Origin of the sequence: Streptomyces sp. ST2-7A (assembly GCF_021390475.1) — a bacterium.
GTDB lineage: Bacteria > Actinomycetota > Actinomycetes > Streptomycetales > Streptomycetaceae > Streptomyces.
Genome location: NZ_JAJUWS010000004.1, coordinates 67,233 through 92,425 on the forward strand (window position 1 = coordinate 67,233; position 25,193 = coordinate 92,425).

18 protein-coding genes are annotated in these 25,193 nt (G+C 74.2%); 11 read left to right on the forward strand and 7 right to left on the reverse strand.

The annotated features are described in order from the left end of the window. The first annotated feature begins 260 nt into the window (after positions 1-260). From LZF96_RS03805 to LZF96_RS03815, 3 genes are all read left to right on the forward strand, one after another. Positions 261-1,682 (forward strand): DUF6421 family protein, encoded by a 1,422-nt coding sequence (locus LZF96_RS03805; protein WP_233865603.1) that lies wholly within the window; start codon positions 261-263, stop codon positions 1,680-1,682. Positions 1,683-1,977: 295 nt separating this feature from the next. Continuing rightward, positions 1,978-2,766 (forward strand): SDR family oxidoreductase, encoded by a 789-nt coding sequence (locus LZF96_RS03810; RefSeq protein ID WP_233865604.1) that lies wholly within the window; start codon positions 1,978-1,980, stop codon positions 2,764-2,766. A gap of 136 nt (positions 2,767-2,902) precedes the next feature. Further along, positions 2,903-3,967: a low specificity L-threonine aldolase gene (locus tag LZF96_RS03815; RefSeq protein WP_233865770.1), complete on the forward strand. Its 1,065-nt coding sequence runs from the start codon at positions 2,903-2,905 to the stop codon at positions 3,965-3,967. Positions 3,968-4,037: 70 nt separating this feature from the next. Here LZF96_RS03815 and LZF96_RS03820 read toward each other — a convergent pair whose 3' ends face one another. Next, a complete protein-coding gene (locus LZF96_RS03820) occupies positions 4,038-4,748 on the reverse strand; it encodes a 1-acyl-sn-glycerol-3-phosphate acyltransferase (RefSeq protein WP_233865605.1) in 711 nt (236 codons plus the stop codon). A gap of 417 nt (positions 4,749-5,165) precedes the next feature. Between LZF96_RS03820 and LZF96_RS03825 the strand changes: the two genes are divergently transcribed. Then, a complete protein-coding gene (locus tag LZF96_RS03825; RefSeq protein WP_233865606.1) occupies positions 5,166-5,951 on the forward strand; it encodes an electron transfer flavoprotein subunit beta/FixA family protein in 786 nt (261 codons plus the stop codon). A gap of 66 nt (positions 5,952-6,017) precedes the next feature. Then, positions 6,018-6,980 (forward strand): electron transfer flavoprotein subunit alpha/FixB family protein, encoded by a 963-nt coding sequence (locus tag LZF96_RS03830; protein WP_233865607.1) that lies wholly within the window; start codon positions 6,018-6,020, stop codon positions 6,978-6,980. A 145-nt stretch (positions 6,981-7,125) separates the two neighbouring features. Here the strand turns inward: LZF96_RS03830 and LZF96_RS03835 are convergent, their stop codons facing one another. Beyond that, positions 7,126-7,371 (reverse strand): hypothetical protein, encoded by a 246-nt coding sequence (locus tag LZF96_RS03835; protein WP_233865608.1) that lies wholly within the window; start codon positions 7,369-7,371, stop codon positions 7,126-7,128. Positions 7,372-7,705: 334 nt separating this feature from the next. On the opposite strand from LZF96_RS03835, the gene LZF96_RS03840 reads away from it, so the two are divergent. Together LZF96_RS03840 and LZF96_RS03845 are read left to right on the forward strand one after the other, a co-directional pair. Then, complete coding sequence (locus LZF96_RS03840; protein ID WP_233865609.1) at positions 7,706-9,016, forward strand: aldolase/citrate lyase family protein; 1,311 nt, start codon at positions 7,706-7,708, stop codon at positions 9,014-9,016. Between the two features lie 399 nt (positions 9,017-9,415). Beyond that, positions 9,416-10,498: an NUDIX hydrolase gene (locus LZF96_RS03845; RefSeq protein WP_233865610.1), complete on the forward strand. Its 1,083-nt coding sequence runs from the start codon at positions 9,416-9,418 to the stop codon at positions 10,496-10,498. Positions 10,499-10,833: 335 nt separating this feature from the next. Here LZF96_RS03845 and LZF96_RS03850 read toward each other — a convergent pair whose 3' ends face one another. After that, the gene (locus LZF96_RS03850; RefSeq protein ID WP_233865772.1) at positions 10,834-12,156 is read right to left on the reverse strand and encodes a dipeptidase; all 1,323 of its coding nucleotides are present in this window, start codon (positions 12,154-12,156) and stop codon (positions 10,834-10,836) included. A 308-nt stretch (positions 12,157-12,464) separates the two neighbouring features. Here LZF96_RS03850 and LZF96_RS03855 point away from each other — a divergent pair, with 308 nt between their 5' ends. After that, on the forward strand, positions 12,465-13,784 hold the full coding sequence (locus LZF96_RS03855; protein WP_374203091.1) for a geranylgeranyl reductase family protein: 1,320 nt from the start codon (positions 12,465-12,467) through the stop codon (positions 13,782-13,784). Positions 13,785-14,108: 324 nt separating this feature from the next. On the opposite strand, the gene LZF96_RS03860 is transcribed toward LZF96_RS03855, so the two are convergent. After that, complete coding sequence (locus tag LZF96_RS03860; RefSeq protein ID WP_233865613.1) at positions 14,109-14,921, reverse strand: maleylpyruvate isomerase family mycothiol-dependent enzyme; 813 nt, start codon at positions 14,919-14,921, stop codon at positions 14,109-14,111. A gap of 113 nt (positions 14,922-15,034) precedes the next feature. On the opposite strand from LZF96_RS03860, the gene LZF96_RS03865 reads away from it, so the two are divergent. Continuing rightward, a complete protein-coding gene (locus LZF96_RS03865; protein WP_233865622.1) occupies positions 15,035-16,270 on the forward strand; it encodes an ROK family protein in 1,236 nt (411 codons plus the stop codon). A 15-nt stretch (positions 16,271-16,285) separates the two neighbouring features. On the opposite strand, the gene LZF96_RS03870 is transcribed toward LZF96_RS03865, so the two are convergent. Beyond that, entirely contained in the window at positions 16,286-16,852 is a 567-nt protein-coding gene (locus tag LZF96_RS03870; protein WP_233865624.1) for an ATP-binding protein, read from the reverse strand. Between the two features lie 297 nt (positions 16,853-17,149). On the opposite strand from LZF96_RS03870, the gene LZF96_RS03875 reads away from it, so the two are divergent. Further along, positions 17,150-18,355, forward strand: a complete 1,206-nt coding sequence (locus LZF96_RS03875; RefSeq protein ID WP_308294140.1) for a PLP-dependent cysteine synthase family protein — start codon at positions 17,150-17,152, stop codon at positions 18,353-18,355. A 48-nt stretch (positions 18,356-18,403) separates the two neighbouring features. Here LZF96_RS03875 and LZF96_RS03880 read toward each other — a convergent pair whose 3' ends face one another. Next, positions 18,404-19,198 carry a DeoR/GlpR family DNA-binding transcription regulator gene (locus LZF96_RS03880; protein WP_233865776.1) on the reverse strand — a complete coding sequence of 265 codons (795 nt, stop codon included), beginning with the start codon at positions 19,196-19,198 and terminating at the stop codon, positions 18,404-18,406. A 758-nt stretch (positions 19,199-19,956) separates the two neighbouring features. On the opposite strand from LZF96_RS03880, the gene LZF96_RS03885 reads away from it, so the two are divergent. After that, positions 19,957-22,281: a hypothetical protein gene (locus tag LZF96_RS03885; protein WP_374203092.1), complete on the forward strand. Its 2,325-nt coding sequence runs from the start codon at positions 19,957-19,959 to the stop codon at positions 22,279-22,281. A gap of 73 nt (positions 22,282-22,354) precedes the next feature. On the opposite strand, the gene LZF96_RS03890 is transcribed toward LZF96_RS03885, so the two are convergent. After that, on the reverse strand, positions 22,355-24,835 hold the full coding sequence (locus tag LZF96_RS03890; RefSeq protein WP_233865627.1) for a right-handed parallel beta-helix repeat-containing protein: 2,481 nt from the start codon (positions 24,833-24,835) through the stop codon (positions 22,355-22,357). Positions 24,836-25,193 lie beyond the last annotated feature (358 nt).

Below are 25,193 nucleotides of genomic sequence, written 5' to 3' on the forward strand. Positions count from 1 at the left end.
AGCCGTCCCGGACGGCGCCGTCACCCTAGACCCGCTCCGCGCCTCCCGGACGGAACCTCGTGCGACGGTCACCGGGAGTTCACCCCGATCTCCTTCCGCGGCTGTCTTGTCCAACGGGAGGATCGGCGTGAGAAACACCTCCGGGCAGTAAGGTTTACGGTGTCAGCGGTTGTGAGGGCTCGGACTTGCCGGTTACGGTGCTGCCAGGTGAAAAGCTTCCGTGCCGAGCGCGGTGCTTCGGAGAAGATGAGGGAGAGGCCATGACGCGTCAGTCGGTTTCCGTGTCCCCGGTGGAGGCGTCCCCACGACTCCCGGCGGTCGGGGAGACCGGCCCGCGGGTCGTGGACCACCCCTCCTGGCCGGGGCTGAGGGCCGCGGTGGAGACGATCCGGGCGGCCCAGTCCGCGGACGGGTCGATCGCCCCGGGCAACGGGTCCGCCCCGGACCGGGAGCGGCTGCGCGCCCTGGTGGAGGAGATCGTGGACGGGGTCGGGCGGCTCTCGCCGCTCATGCCGCACGACGAGGACTACCACCGGGTCCTCGCGGAGGATCTGCGTCGCTGGGCCCACGAGGACTTCGGGGTCCCGGACTTCCTGGACTCCCTCACCGCCTTCGAGCCGGCTCGTGAGCGGCGGGACGGCCGACAGCACCTGGCGCTGTTCCCGATGTACACCCAGAACGGCAACCCCGACCGCAACCTGGAGGCCGTGGTCTTCCGGCTGGTGTGGCCCGACTGGCTGGCCGAACTGGAGCGCACGAGGTACGACAATCCGCTGTTCCTGGGGATCGCGTTCGAGGACTTCACCGCCGGCTACGACACCCACTCCGCCGTGCTCTTCCCCGAGACGGTGGCGGTCCGGGAGGTCCCCGACCGCTACACCTGGGGCGGCATCTTCTGCGATCGGGAGGCGGCCCGGTTCCGTCGTGTGGTCGCCGCCGCCTGCGAGGTCACCCGACTGGAACTCCCCGAGGACGTCCGCGGGCTGCTCACCGACCAGCACCGGTGCCGGGAGACGTTCGTCCTGTGGGACATGATCCACGACCGCACCCACAGCCACGGCGACCTGCCCTTCGACCCCTTCATGATCAAGCAGCGCCAGCCGTTCTGGATGTACGGCCTGGAGGAGCTGCGCTGTGATCTCACCGCCTTCCACGAGGCGGGCCGGTTGGCCGCGGAGGGGATGCGCCAGGGCCGCGACATGCGGTGCGCCGTCCTGTTGGAGCGCCTCTTCCGCTTCCCGGTGACCGGGGAGCGCCGCCGTAACTACGACGGTCTCGGCGGGCAACTGCTCTTCGCCTACCTGCACCGGCACGACGCCCTGCGGTGGACCGACAACCGTCTCACCATCGACTGGGACCGGGCGGCGGAGATCACCGATCAACTGCGCGGCGAGATCGAGACCCTCTACCGGGAGGGCATCGACCGGCCCAAGCTGGTCCACTGGCTCAAGGCCTACGAACTGGTCTCCGCGTACCTGGCCCCGCACCCCGCCTCCACCTGGGCGAAGGGACCGGAGGCGCTGGACCTGTCCCTGCCGCCGCGCAAGTTGGTCGACGACGTCCACCCCGACGAGTTCCCGTTGAGCCTGTTCTACGAGGCGTTGTCCCGCAGACTGCGCTCGGTGATCGAGTCCACCCGGGGCATCGTGCCCGAGGGGCCTCCTTCCGTCGAGGCCGCCTGACCCCGGCCCGCCGGGCGCACCACTTCTCCGTTCCGGGGCGGGGGCGTCGGACCTCCCGGGGGGCGCCCGGGCCCGTCAGGACGGCATGATGGAGGTCACGGGGGTCCCCGCCGCGGGCGACGTCGTCGATCGGGTCGGGCGGCCGCCCGACAGCGGGGTGAGCCCGTTTCCCCGGTGGTGCCGGGCATCGCCCCGCCGGACACCCCCGGCCCCGCCCCATCCCGCCCCACCCCGCCCGACACAGTCATCCCCACATCCCCGGCATCCCGGGACCCCGATCGAAGAGGCGAGCACCATGAGTGTTTCCGGAACGGACGGACCACCGACATCGGGAGGTCCGCTGGAGGGCGCGGTGGTCGCGGTGGCCGGTGCCGGAGGCCCGGCCGGTCACGCGGTTCTGCTGCGTCTGGCCGAGGCCGGTGCCACGGTCCTGGCGGCGGACGCGAACCCCGTCCGACTGGCCGAGGGGGTGGACGCCGCCCGCTTCGCCCACGGCGGGGCGACCGTCCTCGGCGACACCGTGGACCTGCTCGACCCCGCCGCCGCCCGCCGCTGGGCCGAGCGGGCGGAGCGGGAGTTCGGCCGGGTGGACGGCCTGGTCCACCTCGTCGGGGGGTGGCGCGGGTCCGCCTCCTTCGCGGAGACCGACCTGGCGGACTGGGATGTCCTGCACGACCTGCTGATCCGCACCGTCCAGCACACCTCGCTGGCCTTCGCCGGCCCCCTGGAACGCAGTGGCAACGGGCGGTACGTCCTGATCAGCGCGGCGGGGGCCGCCCGCCCGACGGCCGGGAACGCAGCCTACGCCGCGGCCAAGGCGGCGGCGGAGGCCTGGACGCTCGCGCTGGCCGACGACTTCCGGAAGGCGGGCCGGCGGGCCGGCGGGGAGGGGGCCCCGCCCGCCGCCGCGACCGTGCTCGTGGTCAAGGCGCTGCTCCACGACGCCCTGCGCGCGGAGCGGCCGGAGGCGGCCTTCACCGGTTTCACCGATGTGCGGGACCTCGCCGAGGAGGTGCGCGTGCTGTGGGACCGCCCGGCGGCCGAGATCAACGGGCGCCGGCTGCCGCTGGTGCCGGAATCCTGACCCGGGGGTTCCGGGGCCCCGACCCGGGTCCCGGTGACACCGCCGCCCGGCGATCCGGCATCATCGTCCCCGGGGCGCCCACCGGAGCCCCGGTCCCTTTTCCCGTCCCGCACCCCTCGAGTCCCGGGAGCCCGCCCTGCGCACCGACGCCCAACGCCGCCACGACCCCGCGGTCCGCGGCTTCGCCAGCGACAACTACGCCGGGGTCCACCCCGAGGTGCTGGCCGCCATCGCCCTCGCCAACGAGGGGCATCAGCCCGCCTACGGGGCCGACGTGTACACCGACCACCTCCAGCGGGTCGTGCGCAGCCACTTCGGCCCGTACGCCCGGGCCCACCCCGTCTTCAACGGGACGGGGGCCAACGTGGTGGCCCTGCAGGCGCTCACCGACCGCTGGGGGGCGGTGATCACCGCCGACAGCGCGCACATCCACAACGACGAGTGCGGGGCCCCGGAGCGGGTCGGTGGTCTCAAGCTGCTCACCGTGCCCGCCGAGCACGGTCGGTTGACCCCCGGGCTGATCGACCGCGAGGCGTACGGGTGGGAGGACGAGCACCGGGCCATGCCGCAGGTGGTCTCCATCACGCAGAGCACCGAACTGGGGACGGTCTACACGCCGGACGACATCGCCGCGATCTGCGAGCACGCCCACCAGTTGGGTATGCGCGTCCACCTGGACGGTGCCCGGCTGGCCAACGCCGCAGCCTCGCTGAACCTGCCGATGCGGGCGTTCACCGACGTCCCCGGGGTGGACGTGGTGTCCTTCGGCGGCACCAAGAACGGACTCCTGCTGGGCGAACTGGTCGTGATCCTCAACCCCGACCTCGGTCGGCGGATCGAGCACATCCGCAAGCTCTCCATGCAGCTGGCCTCGAAGATGCGCTTCGTCTCGGTGCAGTTCGAGGCCCTGCTCGCGGGGGAACTGTGGTTGCGCGGGGCCCGCCGGGCCAACGCCATGGCGACCCGCCTGGCCGAGGGGGTGCGCGGGATCGATGGTGTGGAGATCCTGTACCCGGTGCAGGCCAACGCGGTCTTCGCCCGTCTCCCGGTGGAGGTCTCCCAACGACTGATGAAGCGCCACCGCTTCTACTTCTGGGACGAGCGGGCCGGTGACGTGCGCTGGATGTGCGCGTGGGACACCACCGAGGAGGACGTGGACGGCTTCCTGGCGGCGCTGCGCGAGGAGATGTCCCGCCGTTGAGGCGCCGGGGACGCGCGCCGAGGTGATCCTCCGGCGGGTGTCGGGTCCGAACCCGACACCCGCCGGAGAATCAGTTGCCCTGCGGCAGCGGGGCGGTGCCCCCCAGGTGCGCGGGCAGCCACCAGGTGTCCCGCTCGTCGCGCGGGGTGCCCGGGTACGCCTGCTGCGCGGTCTCCAGGAGTTCCTGGACGCGGGAGCGCAACCGCGCGGTCACCCCGGCCGGGTCCTCCTGCGGGTCCACCTCCATCGGGGCCCCCACCCGCATGGTGATGGGGAAGTGGTTGCGCCGCAGATCGCGCGGGTACCCCTTGGTCCACAGCCGCTGGGTGCCCCACAACGCCATCGGCAGCACCGGCACCCCCGCCTGTTGGGCCAGCCGGGCCGCCCCGGTCTTGAACTCCTTCAGGGTGAAGGAACGGGAGATCGTCGCCTCCGGGAAGACGCCCACGATCTCGCCCGAGCGCAGGGACCGCACGGCGTGACGGAAGGCGTGCTCGCCCTGCTCGCGGTCCACGGGTATGTGCTTCATCGCCCGCATCAGGGGTCCGGAGACGCGGTGCCGGAAGACGGAGTCCTTGGCCATGAAACGCACCATGCGCCGGGAGGGGCGCGCGGTCAGCCCGGCGAAGACGAAGTCCAGGTACCCGATGTGGTTGCTGACCAGTACGGCCCCACCCCGCCGTGGCACGTGCTCGGTGCCCCGGATGTCGAAGCGCAGGTCGAGCATCCGGAACATGGTCCGGGCGGCGCCGATGACCGGCGGGTAGACGAGGTCTGCCATGGAGTGGTGCCTGCTTCCTGCGAGGGCCCCGCGGAGGGGACGCGTGGTGGGTGGTCGGTCGGGCCGGGACGGACACCCGTCGCGCCGCCCCGTCGCGTCCGCGGTCGGGTCACCGTTCGGTTTCCCGGACCCTAACCTACGCTTCCGTAACCCCGAACGGCGGTGGTCGGGCGGGTGTCGGCGCGTCCGGTCGTCGGGGTCGCCGGACGACCGGGTGGGCGAATGCCGCGACCACACCCGCGTCGGGTAGGCAAGGTCACATGCGTCATCCTTGGCGGAGCGGGAACCAGTAGGATGTACTGACGGGTAACAAGGCGGGTGGATCATCCCGGTGCCCCCGCCCGGTCCGGGCCGTGAAGGCCGCATAGGCTGCCGGGAGAGGCAGTCCGAGGAGCACCGAGAGCTAGGAGAGCCGGCGTGAGCTTGAGGATCGTTGTCTGTGTGAAGTACGTGCCCGACGCCACCGGTGACCGGGGCTTCACCGACGAGCTGACCACCGACCGCGAATCCGTGGACGGTCTGCTCTCGGAACTCGACGAGTACGCCGTCGAGCAGGCCCTGCAGATCGCCGAGAGCGCCGACGAGGCGGAGATCACCGTCCTGACCATGGGGCCGGAGGACGCGAACGACGCGCTGCGCAAGGCGCTGTCCATGGGCGCCGACAAGGCCGTCCACGTGGAGGACGACGACCTCCACGGCACCGACGTGTTCGGCACCTCGCTGGTGCTCGCCCGGGCCATCGAGAAGGTCGGTTACGACCTGGTGGTGTGCGGCATGGCCTCCACCGACGGGGTGATGGGCGTGCTGCCCGCGCTGCTCGCCGAGCGGCTGGGCGTGCCCCAGGCGACCCTGCTCTCCGAGGTCTCCGTCGCCGACGGCACCGTGACCGGCCGCCGGGACAACGACGCCGCCTCCGAGGAGCTCAGCGCCTCCCTGCCGGCCGTCATCTCGGTGACCGACCAGTCCGGCGAGGCCCGCTATCCCTCCTTCAAGGGCATCATGGCGGCCAAGAAGAAGCCCGTGGAGACCCTGGACCTGGAGGACCTGGAGATCGAGGCCGAGCAGGTCGGCCTCGCCGGCGCCTGGACCGCGGTGGAGGACGCCACCGAGCGCCCCGCCCGCACCAAGGGCGAGATCGTCACCGACGACGGCGAGGGTGCCAAGCAGCTGGCCTCCTTCCTCGCCGAGCGCAAGTTCATCTGACGACCGGCGCGCGGTCCGCGCCCTCCCACCCTCCCCGGTCCCCGGGCAACCCGCAGGAGTACTCCCATGGCTGATGTCCTCGTCCTGGTCGACCACGCGGACGGCAGCGTCCGCAAGCCGACCCTCGAACTGCTGACCCTGGCCCGTCGTCTCGGCGACCCGGTCGCCGTCCACCTCGGCCCCGGCGCCGACACCGCGGCCCCGACCCTCGCCGAGTACGGAGCGGTACGGGTCCTGACCGCCGACGCCCCCGAGTTCACCGAGTACCTCGTGGTCCCCAAGGTGGACGCGCTGCGCGCCGCCGTGGAGGCCGTCTCCCCGGTCGCGGTGCTGGTCCCCTCCTCCGCCGAGGGCAAGGAGATCGCCGCCCGCCTGGCGCTGCGGCTGGACTCCGGCCTGATCACCGACGCCGTGGACGTCGAGGCCGGTGACGAGGGCCCGATCGCGACCCAGTCGGTCTTCGCCGCCTCGTACACCACCCGCTCCCGGATCACCTCCGGCACCCCCGTGATCACGGTCAAGCCGAACTCCGTCGCCCCCGAGGCGGCCTCGGCCGCCGGTACCGTCGAGCAGCTGGAGGCGACCGTCACCGAGGGCGGCGGCGGCACCCGGGTGGTCTCCCGGGCCGCCCGCGAGTCCACCGGTCGTCCGGAACTCACCGAGGCCGCGATCGTGGTCTCCGGCGGCCGCGGTGTCAACGGCGCCGAGAACTTCTCGATCATCGAGGCGCTGGCCGACTCCCTGGGGGCCGCCGTGGGCGCCTCCCGGGCCGCCGTGGACGCCGGCTGGTACCCCCACGCCAGCCAGGTCGGCCAGACCGGCAAGTCGGTCTCCCCGCAGCTCTACATCGCGGCGGGCATCTCCGGGGCCATCCAGCACCGGGCCGGTATGCAGACCTCCAAGACCATCGTCGCGGTCAACAAGGACGAGGAGGCGCCGATCTTCGACCTGGTCGACTTCGGCGTGGTCGGTGACCTCTTCCAGGTCGTCCCGGCGCTGACCGACGAGGTCACCACCCGCAAGGGCTGAACAACCACCCCCGGGCATCGGACGACGGCGCGCGGTGGGCCGGGCGGTGTCCCGGGAGGACGGGCTCGGGCCCCGTCGCCGCGTTCGACGACGGGGCCCGAGCCCGTGTGCGCGCCGTTCCGTTTCCGGGGGGTGGGGTGGGCGATCAGCCCGCCGGGACCGCGGCGGGCCGGCGCGGCCGGACCCGCACCCGGAAACGGAACCGGGCATCGCGCGGCGCGGGCACTGGGGCCGACGCCCCGTCGGTCGCCGTCCCATCCGCCTCGCGGGAACGGGCCAGGGAGGCCAGACGGTCGGCCTCGTGTCCGGGCACGGGGCGTTCGGCGCGCTCCTCCCGGTCCCCGGTGAGCAGGTTGAGCGCGAGCAGGGTGAACAGGGGGTACTGCTCCATGGTGGATGTCTCCCGATGTGGGTGTCCGTCGATCGGCCGCCACCCTTGCCGGCCGCTCCACCGGCCCCTCCCGGGCCGGCGTGCGGTGTCGTCCGCCGGTCACCAGCATGCCGGGGATACATGACGGCGGGTTTGCCCGGTGATCAACCCGATGTGGCGATCCCCCGTGCCGGGGTGAACGTTCCGTGACGCGGCCCGGCCGTTGTGTTTGCCCTTCGGGGCGGCTAGCGTCGGCTGTTCCTTCAACAAAGTGTTGATCGACGGCCGGCAGGACCACGGAGCCGGGCCCGGTGGCACCGGCCGGATCCGCGGCGTCGGCGGGGACGGGAGGGTGATGACCGGGGAACCCGGGGCCGTGGCGCCCCCGACCAGTCTGGGCGAACGGGTGCGGCGCGACATCGAGCGTTCCCAGCAGCCGATCGACCTCGAACTCGCCCGCCGTCACCCCGGCGATCCGGCCGGTCGTCAACCCGTCCACACCGTCTACATCCCGGCCGACGCGGTCCCCGGGGACCCGGCGGGGGAGTGGGGGCGGCGGGCGCTGGAGTCGATGGATCGGCACGCGCCGGATCCGGCGGTGTGGGTGGACCTGCTCGGAGCGGGGGTCGACGATCCGGCGGACCTCGACGCACGGGTGCGCGACAAGCTGCGTCACGAGCCGGTGGAGGACCTGCGGATCGACTTCGAGGACGGTTACGGCACGCGCCCGGACGCCGAGGAGGACGCCCGGGCCCTCGCGGTGGCCCGCCTGCTCGCCCGACTCGTGGCCGAGGGGATGGCCCCGCCCTTCCTCGGCATCCGGATGAAATCCCTGGAGGCCCCGGACCGTCGGCGGGGGATCCGCACCCTCGACATCGTGCTCACCGCTCTGCACGACGCGGGTCCGCTCCCGCCGGGACTGCTGATCACCCTGCCCAAGGTCACCCACCCCGCCCGGGTCACCGCCATGGCGCAGCTGTGCGAGGCGCTGGAGGAGACGCGCGGTCTACCGCCCGGCACCCTGCGGTTCGAGGCGCAGATCGAGACCCCGTCGGCGGTGCTCGGTGCCGACGGCCGGGCCACGCCCGCGCTCCTGATCGACGCGGCGCGGGGACGGCTGGCCGGTCTGCACTACGGCACCTACGACTACAGCGCGGCCTGCGGCGTGGCCGCCCACCACCAGGCCCCCGATCACCCGGTGGCCGACCACGCCAAGGCGGTGATGCAGGTCGCGGCGGCGGGCACCGGGGTGCGGGTCTCCGACGGCTCGAGCAACATCCTGCCGGTCGGTGACACGCCGGCCGTGCACGCGGCGTGGCGCCTCCACGCCCGTTGGGTGGAACGCTCGCTGGCCCGCGGTTTCCACCAGGGGTGGGACCTGCACCCGGGGCAGTTGCCCACCCGGTACGCGGCCGTCTTCGCCTTCTTCCGTCGGGGGCTGGTCCGCTCCGGCGAACGACTGGCGGGGTGGGTGGGTCGTGCGGAGGCGGGCGTGCTGGAGGAGCCCGCCACCGCCCGGGCCCTGGCCGGTTACCTGGTGCGTGGAGTGGACTGCGGCGCGGTCCCGGCCGCCGAGGCCGAGGCGGCCTGCGGGCTCCCCCTCGGTCGGTTGGCGGAACTGGCGGGCCGGACCGCCCCGATCCGGGACCGCCCCGCCCCGACCTGACACCGTCCCGAGCCGGGAGCCGGGAGCCGGGAGCCGGGAGCCGGGAGTCGGGAGTCGGGAGTCGGGAGCCGGAGCCCCGGAACCGTGTCGACGCCCGGGGCGTGTGTCCCGCGTGGTCCGCTCCCGAACGCCCTCCCCGCCCCGGTGGTACACCCCCGGGGGTGTACGGGGCCCCCGCTTCGCCTCCGCCCCGTGTCGCGGCCGTCGTGCCTCCCCGCCGTGCCCGGTGGTTCCTGCGCCCCCCGTGCGCCCCCCTCTCCCGGACGGCCGGCGCTTCCCGTCGCTCGATGTAACGATCAGAGGTCGGTCCCATGGGGCCACGAATCGGACATCCGGTGAACGTTTTCGAGCCCGGGTGCAGCGGGCAACTGACAGCAGGGCGAATCAGGAGGGTCATCCGTGATCATCTGGTTGAACGGGGCGTTCGGTGCGGGTAAGCGCTCGGTGGCGGTGGAACTGGTGGAACTTCTGCCGGGCGGCGTGCTGTTCGAGCCGGGGCGGTTGACCGCCCTGCTCCGCCGCACCCTGCCGGCCAAGAGCTGGGAGGAAACGGGCGACGTCCGGGATCTGCCCGCCTGGCGTCGTCTGGTGGTGGAGGCGGTGGCGGCGGTCCACCGGGAGACCGGCGGCACCCTGGTGGTACCCGGCAGCCTGCTGAACCGCTCGCACCGGGACGAGATATTCGGCGGCCTGGCCGCCTGCGGACTGAGCGTCCGACACCTGCTGATCCACGTCGGGGAGGCGGACCTGCGCCACCGGCTGCGAAAACCTCCCCGGCCGTTCGCGAAGGGGGCCGACCTGCCCGTCCCCGCCTACGGCGGATCCCCGCCGGGCGGGCTCCGGGAGACCGATCCGATCGGTGAGTACCTGCGGGCGTTGGAGGAATGGTTGTCGCTGGACGCCCACGCCGTCGACGCCGCGGGCCTCACCCCCCGCCTGATCGCCGAGCGGGTCGCGACGGCCGTCGGCGCCGGCGCCGGGGTCTGTCCCATGCCGGGGACTCCCCGCCCGACGGGTGCCACCGTCGCCGCCGGTGTGCTCTTCTTCGACCGGGACGACCGGGTCCTGTTGGTGGACCCGGTCTACAAGGCGGGCTGGGAGTTCCCGGGCGGGGTGGTGGAGCCGGGCGAATCACCGGCCCGGGCCGCGATCCGGGAGATCGCCGAGGAGTTGGGACTGCGGCTGCCGGGCACTCCGCCCCTGTTGGTGATCGACTGGGAACCACCCCTCCCGCCGAACCACGGCGGGCTGCGACTGCTCTTCGACGGCGGGGTGCTCCCACCGGAGCGCGCCGCCGCGGTGCTCCTGCCCCCCGAGGAGTTGCGCGAGTGGCGGTTCGCCGACCCGGTGGAGGCCGGGCGTCTGCTCTCCCCGAACCGGATGGCCCGCCTGCGCTGGGCCGTCCGGGCGCGGGCCGAGGGACGCCCGCTCAATCTGGAGGCGGGGGTCCCGACCGGACCCGGTACACCCGTGGGGCCCTGATCGCGTCCGCCGCGAAACGGCCCCGCCCCGGGGAAGCCGTGTCCCGAAACCCCGCCCCTCCACCCGGCCCGACCCCGGGGCGACGGTGTCGACGGTCTACGCCCCCGACACCGTCGCGTCGGGGGCCGCCCGCCGCCCGCCGCCCGCCGCCCTCCGTCACAGGAGGAGGCCGGGGGCGGGGCGCCCGACCTTCCGACGCCCCCGGGAACAGGATCGCTCCGGGAACCCCGACCCCGGGGCCGGTGGAACGCGGCGCGGCGTCTCCCGGGGGCTGCGGCCGGCCCCCGGGACCGACGGGGGCGGGAATCCGCCTCGCAGCGGATCGCCGCGACTCCTCAGCCGGCGCGCTCGGCGTAGCGCAGCAGGAACAGCGCCTCGGCCACCGACATCCGCTCCAACTCGTCGGGGGACACACTCTCGTCCACGGCGTGGATGCGGGCCGCCGGCTCGCTCAGCCCGGTCAGCAGGATCTCCGCCTCCGGGTACAGACCCGCCAGGGCGGCCGTCAGCGGGATCGAGCCGCCCTGGCCGATCACCTCCATCCGCGCGCCGTCGTAGGCGGCGGACATCGCCTCCGCCATCGCCGCGTAGGCGGGACTCGACACGTCGGCCCGGAACGGCTGGCCCTCCCCGACCGCCTCCACCGAGATCCGAGCCCCCCACGGGGCCCGCGACTCCAGATGGGCGGCCAGCAGCTTGCCCGCCTCACCCGCGTCCACCCCCGGCGGCACCCGCAGACTCACCAGCGCGGCGGCGCTCGCCTGAACCGACGGCGTGGCCCCCGTCACCGGCGGGCAGTCGATGCCCAGTACCGTCGCGGCCGGACGCGCCCACAACTGGTCGGCGGGCTCCCCGGAACCCATCAGTCCGACCCCCTCCAACACCCCGGCATCCGCCCGGAAGCGCTCCCCGGGGTAGGGGGTGCCCTCCCACACACCGTCCGCCGGCAGCCCGTCGACGACGGTGTCACCGGACGTGTCGCGCAACGAGTCCAGCACCCGGATCAGGGCGGCCAGGGCATCGGGGGCCACCCCGCCGAAGGCACCGGAGTGCAGGTTCCCCTCCAGGGTGTCCACCCGCACCCGCGCCATCGTCATGCCGCGCAGCATCGCGGTGACCGTCGGCGCCCCGGCACGGAGGTTCCCGCTGTCGCCGATCACCACGACGTCCGCCCGCAGCAGCTCCGGGTGGGCCTCCGCGTAGCGCTCCAGCCCTCCGGTGCCCTGCTCCTCGGAGCCCTCGACGATCACCTTGATCCCCACCGGGACGCCCCCGGTCGCCCGCAGCGCGCGCAGCGCCAGCAGGTGCATCATCACCCCGCCCTTGCAGTCGGCGGCCCCCCGGCCGTACCACCGGCCGTCCCGCTCGGTCAGCTCGAAGGGAGGTGAGGTCCAGGCGGCCTCGTCCAGCGGCGGCTGCACGTCGTAGTGCGCGTAGAGCAGGACGGTCGGCGCGCCCGCCGGACCGGGCAGCTCCCCGTACACGGAGATCGTGCCGTCCGGGGTCTCCAGCAGCCGCACATCGGGGAAACCCTCGGCGCGCAGCGCCGCCGCGATCCACTCGGCCGCCGCCTCGCACTCCCGGGGCGGGTACTGGGTCGGATCGGCCACCGAACGGAAGGCGACCAACTCGGCCAGCTCCTCCCGGGCGCGCGGCATCAGGGCGGCGATCCCGGCGGTGATCCCGGTGGTTCGCGGGCCGGTGGCGTGGCCGGGGTCGGGGGTGGACTGCATCGTGGGACCTCTCCTGGGTGTCGGGGCGTCCGGTGTCCGGGGGTCTCCCGGGTCGCGGCGCGCACGGCGGTGGGCCGGTGCGGAACCCCGGCGGGGGGTGGATCGTCACCGGGGGCCGCGCCGTCGGCGGGCCGCGTCGTCGGAGATCATCCCACAGCGGGGTTCCGCCGGCCCGGGTCGTAGGATGCGGTGACGCGGGGGATTCGGGACGCGACGACGGGGAGCGACGGCCAATCGTGAGCGGTGCGAGCGTGACGGGGAACACCATCTGGGACGTCATCGTGGTGGGGGCCGGCCCCGCCGGGGCCTCCGCCGCGCGGGCCGTCGCCGAGGCGGGTCGTCGGGTGCTGTTGTTGGAAAGGGCGGAGCTGCCCCGCTACAAGACCTGCGGTGGCGGCATCATCGGCCCCTCCCGCGACGCCCTGCCCCCCGGCTTCGAACTGCCACTGCGCGACCGGGTGCACGCCGTCACCTTCTCCCTGGACGGGCGTCTGAACCGCACCCGGCGTTCCCGACGGATGCTCTTCGGGTTGGTGGACCGCCCCGAGTTCGACCGGCGGCTCGTCGACTCCGCGGTCCGGGCCGGGGCCCGGCTGCGCACCGGCGCGACCGTCCAGCGGGTGGAGCAGCACGGCCCCGAGGTCCCCGACCGTCGCACAGTGGCCGTGCGCCTGGCCGGGAGCGGGACGCTCCTGGCCCGGGTCGTGGTCGGGGCGGACGGCAGCGCCGGGCGCACCGGCGCGCACGTGGGGGTGCGCACGGACCGGGTGGACCTGGGGCTGGAGGCCGAGATCCCGATCCCACCCGGGGTGGCCGCCGACTGGCGCGGACGCGCGCTGATCGACTGGGGTCCCCTGCCCGGTTCCTACGGCTGGGTTTTCCCCAAAGGGGACCGGCTCACGGTCGGGGTGATATCCGCGCGGGGCGAGGGAGCGGCCACCCGGCGCTACCTGGAAAAGCTCACCGCCCGTTGCGGTCTGGCCGGTTTCGAACCCGAGATCTCCTCCGGCCACCTCACCCGCTGCCGTACCGACGACTCCCCGCTCTCCCGGGGGCGGGTGCTGGTGTGCGGGGACGCGGCGGGGTTGCTCGAGCCGTGGACCCGGGAGGGCATCTCCTTCGCCCTGCGGTCCGGACGTCTGGCGGGTGAGGCTGCGGTGCGGATGGCCGTGGCCGGTGACGCCGTGGAGACCCGGCGGCGGGCGATGGAGTACGCCGACGCCATCGCGCGGGGCCCGGGGGCGGAGATGGGTGTCGGCCGCCGGCTCTACGCCGCCTTCACCCACCGCCCGGCCCTGCTGCACACCGCGCTGCTCGGTTTCCCGCCGGCGTGGTCGGTCTTCGCGGGTATCGTGCGCGGCTCCACCAACCTGGCCGACCTCACCCGCGACCACGCCTCGGTGCGCCGACTGGTCACCGCGCTGGACCGTCTCGACGCCCGCCGTGCGGGCGACCCCGCCGGCACGGCGGCTCCCACCGACGAGGGAACGGGAGGGGCGACGGCGGGGGACGGCGACGAGGTGGGGGAGGGGCGCGGCCTTCCGCGTCGTTGACCCGCCGGGAGGACATCCGAGCGACCGGGTCCCCTTCCCGGAACGGGGAAGGGCGGATCGGGCCCGCACCCCACGGGCGGCACCCACCGCGTCCGACACCTCCCGCAGTCGCGGCAGCGCCCCGACCCCACCCGGCGGGCCCGTGCCCGGTCGGCCTCCGCGCGGGCATCCGGGCAGTCGAGTCCGCCGACCACGCCTCCGCGGAGCCGGGGTCGTCGGGGCGGCGTCGGGCGATTCGGCGGGTCCGGGCCGCGGTGGGGCGGGGCGTCGATCCGGTGGGGAAGGGGTGGGTGGACCGGTCCCCCGGGGGGCGACGGGGACCGGTCAGACACCACCGGTCTCGCGCCACAGTTGGGCGGGGGCGGGGTCCCCGGTGAGCGTCAGATGATCGTCGGGGGCGGCCGGACACCCGTCGGAACCGTCGGGGAGGTCCCGGTTCCAGAGCCACAGCAGTAACCGGCCGGCGGGACCGGTGACCAGGCAGTCGGCCTCCCCGAGGAGGGGAGCGCCGGCCCCCGTGCCGGGTCCGGTCACCCGTGGCGGTTCGGTGGACAGCCGCACGGTCCACTCGGCCCCGGGGACGTCGGAGGCCCGCAGCCCCAGGGTGACGGGCTTCTCCGAGCGGGCCCGGCTGCGCGCACCGGAGTGGAAACCGGTCAGCACCTCGTCGATGCCGTCGAGGGCCGCGGCCGTTCCGATCGGGGAGGGCCGTCGGCCGGCGGCGAGTTGGGCGTCGACCCGGTGCACGGTCGTCTCGTGCGCCTGACGGCGCGCCCAGAAGTGCCGGGCGGAGGGCGAACCGGGCAGGAATGTCCAGCGCTCGGCGGCCGGGTCGAACGCGCGCAGACGCGCCACCAGATCGCGGAGCCCGGCGCGGTACCACTCGGTCGGTTCCTCGTCCCGGGTCGGTACGGGAACGGTGGACGAGCCCTCCGGCGCGGGGGCGTCCTCCGAGAGCAGCGCGCCGGCCCACCGGTGCACGCGTCCCTGGTGGCGCACCAACTCCCGCACCCGCCAACCGGGGCAGGTCGGCACCGAGGCGTCCGGGCCGGCCAGTTCGGCCGCCGACAGCAACGCCTCGCCCTCGTCGGCCAGGATGTCGATCAGGGTGTCCGTGTCCCGCAGCCTGATGTCCATGCCCGGATTCTGCCAGTCGGTCCCCCCGTGCCCAACCCCCGACCGCGCACCCGGGGTCGGGACGCGGACACCCGCCGTTTTGTTCAGGAGGACCACAAAGCGAGAATGGCCCCGTGACCACCTCGCGTACCAAACCGGAGAGAGGGCGCAACGCCCTCGGACCCGCCCTGGAACTGGTGCACACGGGCCGGGCTCCCACCCGGGCCGTGCTCACCACCGAACTGGGCGTCACCCGGGCCACCGCCGGCGCCGTCGCCGGCGAACTGCAGACCCTCGGCCTGATCGCCGTCGACGTCCGGCCGGGCGCCGCCGCCGGTTCCCAGGGGCGCCCCTCGCACCGCCTGACCATCGCCGACGACGGCCCGGTGGCGCTCGCCGCCCAGATCCACGCCGACGGCTTCCGGGTGGCTCTGGTCGGGTTGGGCGGTCGGATCATCGCCACCGCGCCGGCCTGCGGCGAGGTGCACCCCGACCCCGCCGTCGCGCTCGAGGAGGCGGTCGCCGCCGGGGCGGCGCTGCTGCGGGCCACCGGTCGGAGTTGCGTGGGCGCGGGACTGGCCGTGCCCTCGGCCGTCACCGAACCGGACGGCATCGCGCTCAACCCGCTCCACCTGCGCTGGCCCGCGGGTTCGCCGGTCCGGGAGATCTTCACCCGGTGTTTGGAGGAAGCCGGTGTGCCCGTCGCCGGTTTCTGCGGAAACGACGTCAACCTCGCCGCCCTCGCCGAGCACCGGCACGGGGCCGGACGGGGGGCCCGCGACCTGCTGTGCGTGGCCACCGGCCATCGGGGGGTCGGTGGTGCCCTGGTGCTGGACGGCCGACTGCACACCGGCAGCGCCGGTCTGGCGCTGGAGGTCGGGCACCTCACCGTCGACCCCGCCGGTCGTCCCTGCCACTGTGGCGGCCGGGGTTGTCTGGACGTGGAGACCGACCCGATGGCCCTGCTGGAGGCGGCGGGCCGGGAGCCGGGCCCCGCGGGTTCGTTGTTGGACCAGGCCTGCGCGCTGGCCCGTTCCGCCGGCCCCGGCGGCGGAGCCGACGAGGCGGTCCGCGGGGCCACCCGGGCCCTGATCGACCGCCTGGCACGGGGCCTCGCGGGACTGGTGAACATCCTCAACCCCGACCGGATCGTCCTGGGCGGGCTGCACCGTGCCCTGCTGGAGGCCGATCCCGGACGGCTGCGGGCCGGAGTCGCCGACCACAGCCTGTGGGGGCGCAGCGGCAGTGTCCCCATCGTCCCCGGCACCCTCGACCACGGCAGTCTGGTGGGAGCCGCCGAACGGGCGTGGCAGCCCGTGCTCGACGATCCGTCGGCGGTCCTGCGGGTCGGGGTGCCCGCGGGGTCCTGAGCCCGGCGGTCGGGCTCAGACCGCCGGTACGGCCGCCTCCTCGCTCCCTCCCCCGCCCGACGCGGGGTCGGGGAGCGGGGCGGGCCCCGGTGGGGACCCGGCCGGTGCGATCCCGGTTCCCGTGACCCCGGCGACCTCCACGGCGACCTCCGCGGGTGGGTCCCCCGTCGGTTCCACGAGGGGGTTCCCCGGGGAGCCTGCTCCCGGTTCACCGGTCGACAGCCGCAGGGTGAACCAGACGGCCTTGCCCCGGCCGCCCGGCCTGACCCTGGCCCCCCAGCTCTCGCCGAGAGCCGCCACCAGGGCCAGCCCGCGCCCGTTCCCGGCGTCGGGGCCGGCTCGGCGCTCGCGTGGCAGCCCGGGGCCGTGGTCGAACACGATCACCGTCAACCTGTCCCCGCGCAGGACCAGTTCGATCGTGCAGCGTTTGTCCGGCCCCGCGTGTCGGTGGACGTTGGCCACCAGTTCGGTGGTGCCCAGCAGCACGGTGTCGACGGCATCGGGAAGGTCCCACCGGTGCAGTTGGTCCTCCACCAACCGACGCACCCGACCCACCCGGCGGGGCACCACGCGCAACCCCACCGAACATCGTCGGCTTCGCCGGGATCGGCACCGGCCGGGGTCGGGGTCGGAGGCTGCGGGCGTACCCGGCGTCTCGTGGGGGTCGGTGGAAGGGATCACGGGAGGAATCACGACAAGCCTCTTCCTGCGTCGCTCCGGATGCCGTGCGGGGGCCGGAGGCGCCGGGCCCGGGTGCGCCCGGGCGATGGTGCGCCCCAGGGTGACCCCGGGCACACCGGGCCGCAAGCCGATGCCCCGCCCGCCTCCGGCACCCGGAGGCGGGCGGGGCGACCCCGACCGACCTCCTACACTTCCCGGGTGAGCAGCGAGTTCCCCTCTTCCGTCGATTCCCCCGCCGAGCCGTCACCCGCCCCCGCGGGTCCGGCGTCGCCCCGGCTTCCGGACACCGCCGTTCGGGCGACCCGGGATGTCGATCGCAGCGACCCCGAACTGCGTCGCTGGGTCCGTGAGGCGATCCGGTTGGTGAAGGCCGACGCCAACCGCAGCGCCGACACCCACCTGCTCTCCTTCCCGCTCCCCGCCCGGTGGGGCATCGACCTCTACCTCAAGGACGAGTCCACCCATCCCACCGGCAGTCTCAAGCACCGCCTGGCCCGCTCACTGTTCCTCTACGGGCTGTGCAACGGCTGGATTCGTCCCGATCGACCGGTCATCGAGGCGTCCAGCGGTTCCACGGCGGTTTCCGAGGCGTACTTCGCCCGTCTCGTCGGGGTGCCGTTCATCGCGGTGGTGCCGAGATCCACCAGCGCCGAGAAGACCCGGCTGATCGAGTTCCACGGCGGCCGTTGCCATCTGGTGGACGACCCCGGTGCGGTGTACCGGGAGTCGGTCCGTCTGGCGGAGGAGACCGGCGGCCACTACATGGATCAGTTCACCCACGCCGAGCGCGCCACCGATTGGCGCGGCAACAACAACATCGCCGAATCGATCTTCGCCCAGATGGCGCTCGAGCGACATCCGGTGCCCGCCTGGGTCGTCGCCACGGCCGGCACCGGCGGTACCTCGGCCACCATCGCCCGCTACGTGCGCTGGATGCAGTACGACACCGGCGTCTGTGTGGCCGACCCGGAGAACTCCTGCTTCTTCGACGGCTGGGTCTCCGGGGACCCGGACGCCACCAGCACCGGGGCCTCCCTGATCGAGGGCATCGGCCGTCCCCGGATGGAACCCAGCTTCGTCCCCGGCGCGGTGGACCGGATGATGAAGGTTCCCGACGCGGCCTCGGTCGCCGCCGTCCGGGTCCTCGCCGAGGTGACCGGCCGGAGGGCGGGCGGTTCCACCGGCACCGGGTTGTGGGCGGCGCTGCGGATCGTGGCCGGGATGCGGGCCGCCGGCCGGCAGGGCTCGGTGGTCACCCTGCTGTGCGACCCGGGCGACCGGTACCTGGACCGGTATTACTCCGACGGGTGGACCCTCGCCCGGGGCCTGCGGATCGAGCCCTACCGTGCCGTGATGCGCGCCTTCCTCGATGGCGGGCCCTGGGAGGAGGGCGGCACGGACTGACCGGCCCGGCTCCCGGACGAGGTGCCGCGGCCCGGTCCGGGCCCCGAATCAGGGCATCGGCGCGGGTGCGATCACCACCTCCGGGACCCGGTCCTCCAGGATCGCCCGGGCCTCGTCCGACAACCCGCCGTCGGTCACCAACACGTCCACCTCGTCGAGGGCGGCGAAGGTGCTCAGCCCGGTGGTGCCCCACTTGGTGTGGTCGGCGACGACCACCACCCGACGGGCCGAACGGATGAAGTGCCGGTTGGTCTCCGCCTCGGCCAGGTTGGGGGTGGACAGACCGGCCTCCGCCGAGATGCCGTGCACACCCAGGAACAACAGGTCGAAGTGGAGGGAGCCGATCGCGGAGTCCGCCACCGGACCCACCAGCGCGTCCGAGGGGGTTCGCACCCCACCGGTGAGCACCACCGTCGTCGAACCGCCCTCGGAGGCCCGGGCCGCCGTGTGGAACACGTCCGCCACCCGCACGGAGTTGGTCACCACGGTCAGGTCCGGGAGATCGACCAGTTCCCCCGCCACCGCCCAGGTCGTGGTCCCCCCGGAGAGCGCCACGGCGCTGCCGGGGGAGGCCAGGGCCGCCGCGGCCCGCGCGATCCCCTGTTTGGCCGACTGCTCCCACCCCGACTTCGCCTCGAACCCCGGTTCGTGCGTGCGCCCCTCGACGACCGGTACCGCCCCGCCGTGGACCTTCTCCAGCGCCCCCTGACGGGCCAGCGCGTCCAGGTCCCGCCGTACCGTCATGTCGGAGACCTGCAGGAGCCGGGTCAGCTCGCTGACCCGCACCCCGCCCCGCCGGCGGACCTCCTCCAGAATGAGCGCCCGCCGCTGGCCGGCCAGCAGATTCTGCTGGTCGGCCCCGGGGAGGGTGGTGGTCGTCGGACCACCGCCCCCGGCCGCGCCCCCGACGCCGCTCGCCGTGTCACCCACCGTCGCCTCCCTGTTCCCGAACCCCGCGCAGGCCGGTGACCTCGCGCCCGACCCCGCGTGGTTCCGATCCTCTCGCCCTCCCGGCCCCGCCGCCCCCGGGGACCCCGCCCCAGGGTCCACCGATCATCCTCCCACGTCCGGCCGCCGATGCCCCGACGTACGCCGTGACCTCCGGCGCCCGGTGTGCGTTACCGTGACGGGCCGTCGGATCACGCGGTGCGCGGGGGGACACCCGCGCACCGGAGTGGTCCGGGGGCCGACGCGGGGCCGGGACCCGTCGTCGAACCGCGCCGCGCCCGGAGCGTTCGTCTCCCACCGACCGGGTCCGGCCGACCCCGCGGGAAGTCCAGCCGAGTCCTGGCGGGAGGCACCGGGAGCCGTGGCGCTTCCGGACACCCGCCGACGGAGGGGAGTCGCGAACGATGCCGTCCCTACCCGACCAACCGGAACCGCCCGAACCGCCCGCCCCCGGGCACGGGGGACCGGACGGGCCGGTCCCCGGCCCGCGCCGGCGCGTCGCCCCCACCGACGGGCCGGACCTCCAGCCCCCGGCGCCCCACGGACGGCCGTCCCCCGGATGCGGGCCCCCGCCCGCACCGGGGCCGCGGCGCCGACCCGTGCCCGCCCTGGAACTCCTGGTCCACGGTGTCGGCGGGGCCACCCCGCAGGAGATGCTCGGTGATCCGGGTGCCGTCCGCGTCACCGGTGACCGCACCGCCGCCATCCACCGCGCGGCCGAGGATCTCGTCGACCGTCCCTGGGACGACGAGCGACCGGTCCGCGAGGCGTACACCTGGTCCAACCTCACCTCGGGCAACGGCGCGCGGGCCCTGTGGCTACTGCTCCTGCCGTTCATGATCGTCAACATGGCGCACTGGATGCGCCCCGCCGCGCCCGGTCACGGCCGCTCGCACCGCTGGTACGACGTCCTCATCCGCCTCACGGCCCTCTCGTTGACGGTGCTGCTGGTCGCGGGTGCCTGTGTGGTGACCATGGACCTGCTGGCCTGGCAGTGCTTCGCCGCGCCGCTGTGCGCGGAGCGCAGCACCTGGTTCCGCTTCCTGGCCGAGTCCGGCGGCTGGTGGTCCCACCCCGGCCGTCGTCTCGCCCTGACCTCGGTTCTTCCGGTGCTGCTGGTCGGCCTGTTGTGGTGGCTCTCCCGCCGGACCTGGAGCGCCTACGAATCCGCCTATCCGCCCGTGCGCCTGCGCGCCGACGGGGGCGGGGATGCCCAGCTCGGCCTGCCCGGTTTCTGGTACGGGAGGGGCGTGGTGGGGCGGCTGCGGGCCGCGCACACCGCCGCCGGACTCCTCACCATCGTCACGGTCCTGCTGAGCGGCTCCCTGGTCCGCGACCTGTCGCCCGGCGGCACCCGGCCCCTGCTCGTGGCCGGCCTGGTGATGGCCGCGGCGGGCGCGGTGCTGGCAGCGGTGGTCATCCGGATAGTGCTGCGCGCCGGCCGCACCGAGATCGACCGGGACGTGCGTCCGCTTCCCCGCTACGTCACCGCCCTGCCGGTGGCCTGTCTGGTGTTGCTGGTGCTCTGCCTGGCCCATTCGATGCCGGTGCGCACGGGGTTCGAGAGTTCGGGGGCCCACCCCGCCTCGTGGGGATTCCCGATCCTCACCGCGGTCCAACTCGTGTTGTCGGTCGGCCTGGCGGCAGTGGCGGTCCGCCTGCACCACGCCGCCCCGCGCACCGATCGCGGGGTTCTCGGCGGTCTCGGCGGTCCGGCCGCCGCTCTCCTGGGCTGCGCCCTGGGCGGTGTGTTGACCGGCGGCGTGGCCGCCCGGTTCGCCGGCTGGCTCGACCCGCACTCCACCCTCGGCGGCCCCGGCGTGCTGGCCGGCCCGCCCGTCCTGCACAGTTGGCAGGCGGCGACCCTCCCGACCCTGCTGTGCGTGGTGGCCGTGCTCGCCCTGGTGGTGACGGTCCGCACCCGACTCGAGGGTCGACGGCTGACCGACGGCATCCTCGGTCACTACCCCGACGAACACTCCCGTCCCCACGAGGTGCGCACCACGCACCTGGCCTCCGCGGTCGCCCGGGCCCGGATCACCGATCGCGCGCCGGGGATGTTCGGGACGGTGGTCGTCTCCTCGCTGCTGCTGGGCGCGGGGGCCGCGCTGGGAGCGGGGCTGACCGGGGCGACCCCGGCCCTCGCCGTCGAGGAGTGGCCCGGACCCGTCGCCGGTTTCGCCGCGCTCTCGCAGGCGGTGGGTTCCTGGACCATGGGGATAGGGGTCGTGGTCCTGGTGGCCATGGGTCGCCGTGCCTATCGCGACCCCGCGGCCCGCCGCACCGTGGGAATCCTGTGGGACGTGGGCACCTTCTGGCCGCGCGCCGCCCATCCCTTCGCCCCGCCCTGCTACGCCGAGCGGGCCGTGCCCGACCTGTCCTGGCGGATGGGCACCTGGGTGGACCTGACCGGCGGGCGGATCGTGATCTCCGGTCACTCCCAGGGCAGCGTCCTGGCGGCGGCCGCGGTGTGGCAGTTGGACGCGCCCACCCGAAGTCGCGTCGCCCTGCTGACCCACGGGTCCCCGCTGCACCGGCTGTACGGGCGCTGGTTCCCGCGGTACTTCGGGCCCACGGCGTTGCGCTCGCTCCGCGACGACCTGCGCTGCTGGCGCAATCTGTGGCGGGAGACCGACCCCATCGGCGGCCCGGTGCGGGTGACCGGGGACGACCCGCCGGTGGACCGGGGCGCGTTGCTGGACCCACGTCACTACGGCCGCAACCTGCTCAGCCCGCTGCCCGCGCCCCTGCTGGGGCACGGGGACTACGCCGACGACCCCGCCTACCGGCGGGAACGGGCCCGGCTGCACGCCCTGTTGCTCGGTGGGCCCGGCGCCCCCGGCACGGACCCCGGGTCGGCTTCCGGCACCGGTCCGGGGGAAACACCGGGTGTTCCCCCGAGCCGTCGGGCGGCGGTGGACGGTGACGCCACGGTCGTCCCCGAGCCACCGGGCGGGCGGGAGGGCGGGAACCGCTGAACGTCGGTGGGCCCGGCGGAATCCACCGCCGGGCCCACCGATCCGGCCCCCGGGAGGGTCCGCGGACCCTCCCTCACGGCCGGGGCGGCAGGTCCTCCGGCACCAGCAGGGTCAGCTCCTCGGTGGTGGGCTCCGCCAACCGGGCGACCCGCCCCGCGTGCCGCTCCACCATCGCCTCGAAGGTCTGCCGGGCGGTGCGTCCGTTGCCGAAGCCCGGACCGCGCGGGATGGCGGCGAAGTACGTCATCAGCGCCGCTCCGGTCCCCCCGGCCAGGCCGTACTGCTGCTCGGCGGCCTGTTGCTCCACGATGCTCAGCAACTGACCCGGCGAGTAGTCGGTGAAGGTGATGGTGCGTGAGAAGCGGGACGCGACACCGGGGTTCACCGCCAGGAAGCGGTCCATCTCGGCGGTGTAGCCCGCGACGATGACCACCACCTCGTCACGGTGGTCCTCCATCAGCTTCACCAGGGTGTCGATGGCCTCCCGACCGAAGTCCCGGCCCGCGTCCTCGGGGGAGAGGGCGTAGGCCTCGTCGATGAACAGGACCCCGCCGCGAGCCCGGTCGAACGCCTCCTGGGTGCGGATCGCGGTCGAGCCGATGTGCTCCCCGACCAGGTCGACCCGCGAGACCTCGACCAGATGTCCGCGCTCCAGCACGCCGAGGGAGGCCAGGATCTCGCCGTACAACCGGGCCACGGTCGTCTTTCCCGTGCCGGGGGAGCCGGTGAACACCAGGTGCCGGCGGGCCGAGGCGGCCTTCAGCCCGGCCCGCTCCCGGCGTCGACCGACCTCGATCATGTCGATCAGCGCCCGCACCTCCCGCTTCACGGTCTCCAGGCCGATCAGGGACTCCAGTTCGCCCAGAACCTCCCCGGAATCCCGGATCACCGGGTCGTCCGGGGTACCGGGCCCGTCGGGGTTCCCGGCGCGCGCCGGGTCCGGGGTGCCGGCGGGGCCGTTCCCGGCGGCGGCCGGGGTCCCGCCGCCTCCCCGGGGAGGCGGCAGCGCCTCGGGGGGCGGCATCAACAGACCACCGACCGCCTCTCCGCCGGCCGTGCCGGGGGCGAGGGCCGAAACCGTGTCCCGGGTTCGGCTCTCGTCGCTGCGGCACTCGCTCAACTCCGCCGAACCATCGGCCACGGCGTAACCCCCGCGCGCGCAGCGTTCGGTGCGGCACCGCCGCAGCACCGCCCGGCTGCCCTCGGTGACGTGGAAGCCGTACCCCCGGGAATCCCCCACCCGACAGTTCTCGAAGTTCCCCCGCCCGGCGGAGACGTGGAACCCGGCCTCGGCCGATCCGGTGATCGAACAGTCGGAGACCGAGGGGTCGGCCTCCTTGCTGACGATCATCCCGGTGGTCGCCCCCCGCACGGTGCAGCCGGTCACGGTGCCACCGCTGTCGGGGTCGCGGAACCAGACGGCGGTGCCCACGTCCTCGAAGCGGCAGGAGTCCAGTCGTACCGTCGCGCCGTCGCTCACCGAGACGGCCGAACCGCGCACGTCCCGGATCTCGCTGTCCACCACATCGGCCCGGGAACCGGAGTCCAGCACGAAGAGGGCGTCGGGGACGTCGTGCAGGTGGGATGCCTCCAGCACCACCGTCGCGCCGTCGCTCACCCACACCGCCGGATACTCGCCGGCGCCACCGGAGATCTCGCAGTGGTGCGCGTCCACATGGGTCCCCGGATCCCACACCGACAGTCCGTTGCGGCCGAAGCCGGAGAGGGTCGAGCGCACCAGGGTCAACACGGAACGCGATCGCAGATCCACCCCGTTCTCCGGAATGTCCGAGATCGTGCCGTCGGCGAGGGTGAGCACCGCCCCACCCTCCATGGCGACGCCGTCACCGGTCGTGCCGAAGATCCGGCACTCCCCGAGGTGCGCGGTCGCCCGGTCGGCGAGCCGCACCCCCGGGCCGCGCACACCGGAGAACGAACACCTCGTGGCGTCCACCGCCGCCTCCGCGCCGGTGACCGACAGCCCCGCTCCCTCGGCGCGCTCGACGCGGCATCCCTCGAGCCGCACGTGGGCCGGGCCCTGCACCGCCACCCCCACCCGGCCGGCCGAGACGGCACACTCCTCGAACAGGCCGCCCGCCTCCTCGGAAACCGAGATTCCCGTGCCGGCGGGATTGTCCACGGCGCATTCGCGAACGGTCGGGCGGGCCCCACCGCGCACCTCGATACCGGCGGCCGAGGAGGTGTGGACCCGCAGTCGAACCAGTTCGGGACTGCTGTTCTCCACCAGCACGGCCGGGACGGCGACATCCTGGCCCTCCACACGCAAACCGCTGACGGTGGCGGAGCCCCGCACGGTCAGCGGAACCCCATCGACCGGCGCGATGCGCGCGGGCGCGTCGCCGGGCTCCTCGGGCCCCCGGAGGGTGACGGCGCGGGAGAGCACCACGTTCTCCCGGTACACGCCGGGGGAGAGGACCAACACGTCCCCGTCGGCGGCGACCGACAGCGCCTCGGCGACCGTGGGGTAGGAGGCGGTTCGCCGCCGCCAGCGGGAACTGCCGGTGTGCGTCACCTGTACGGAACCCTCTGCCATGAAGTGTCGTGCCCCAGTCGGTCGATCGGTGGATCAACGCGAACGCGCGTGCGCGGCCGCGGGTGATGGGGCACCACGGTAGCGCGCACCGGGCCGATGGAATGACCGGATGGCCCGGTCCCACGGGGCGGACGGAACCCGGGGGAGACGACCATCGGTCTGCCACTCGTGACGCCGGGTCGTCGTCGATGGTGGGTGATGACGGTACCCCGGCCGGTTCCGAACAATTCTCGAATTGCCCTTCACTTTTGAGTGATTGCCTTTGTGCTTCCGGGGTCGTTACCTTTTCCGTGCGATCGCGTCCCGCGTTCGCGTGCAGGGAATTCATCTCCGGCCGCGGGTCGGAGGAAAGGCGGGC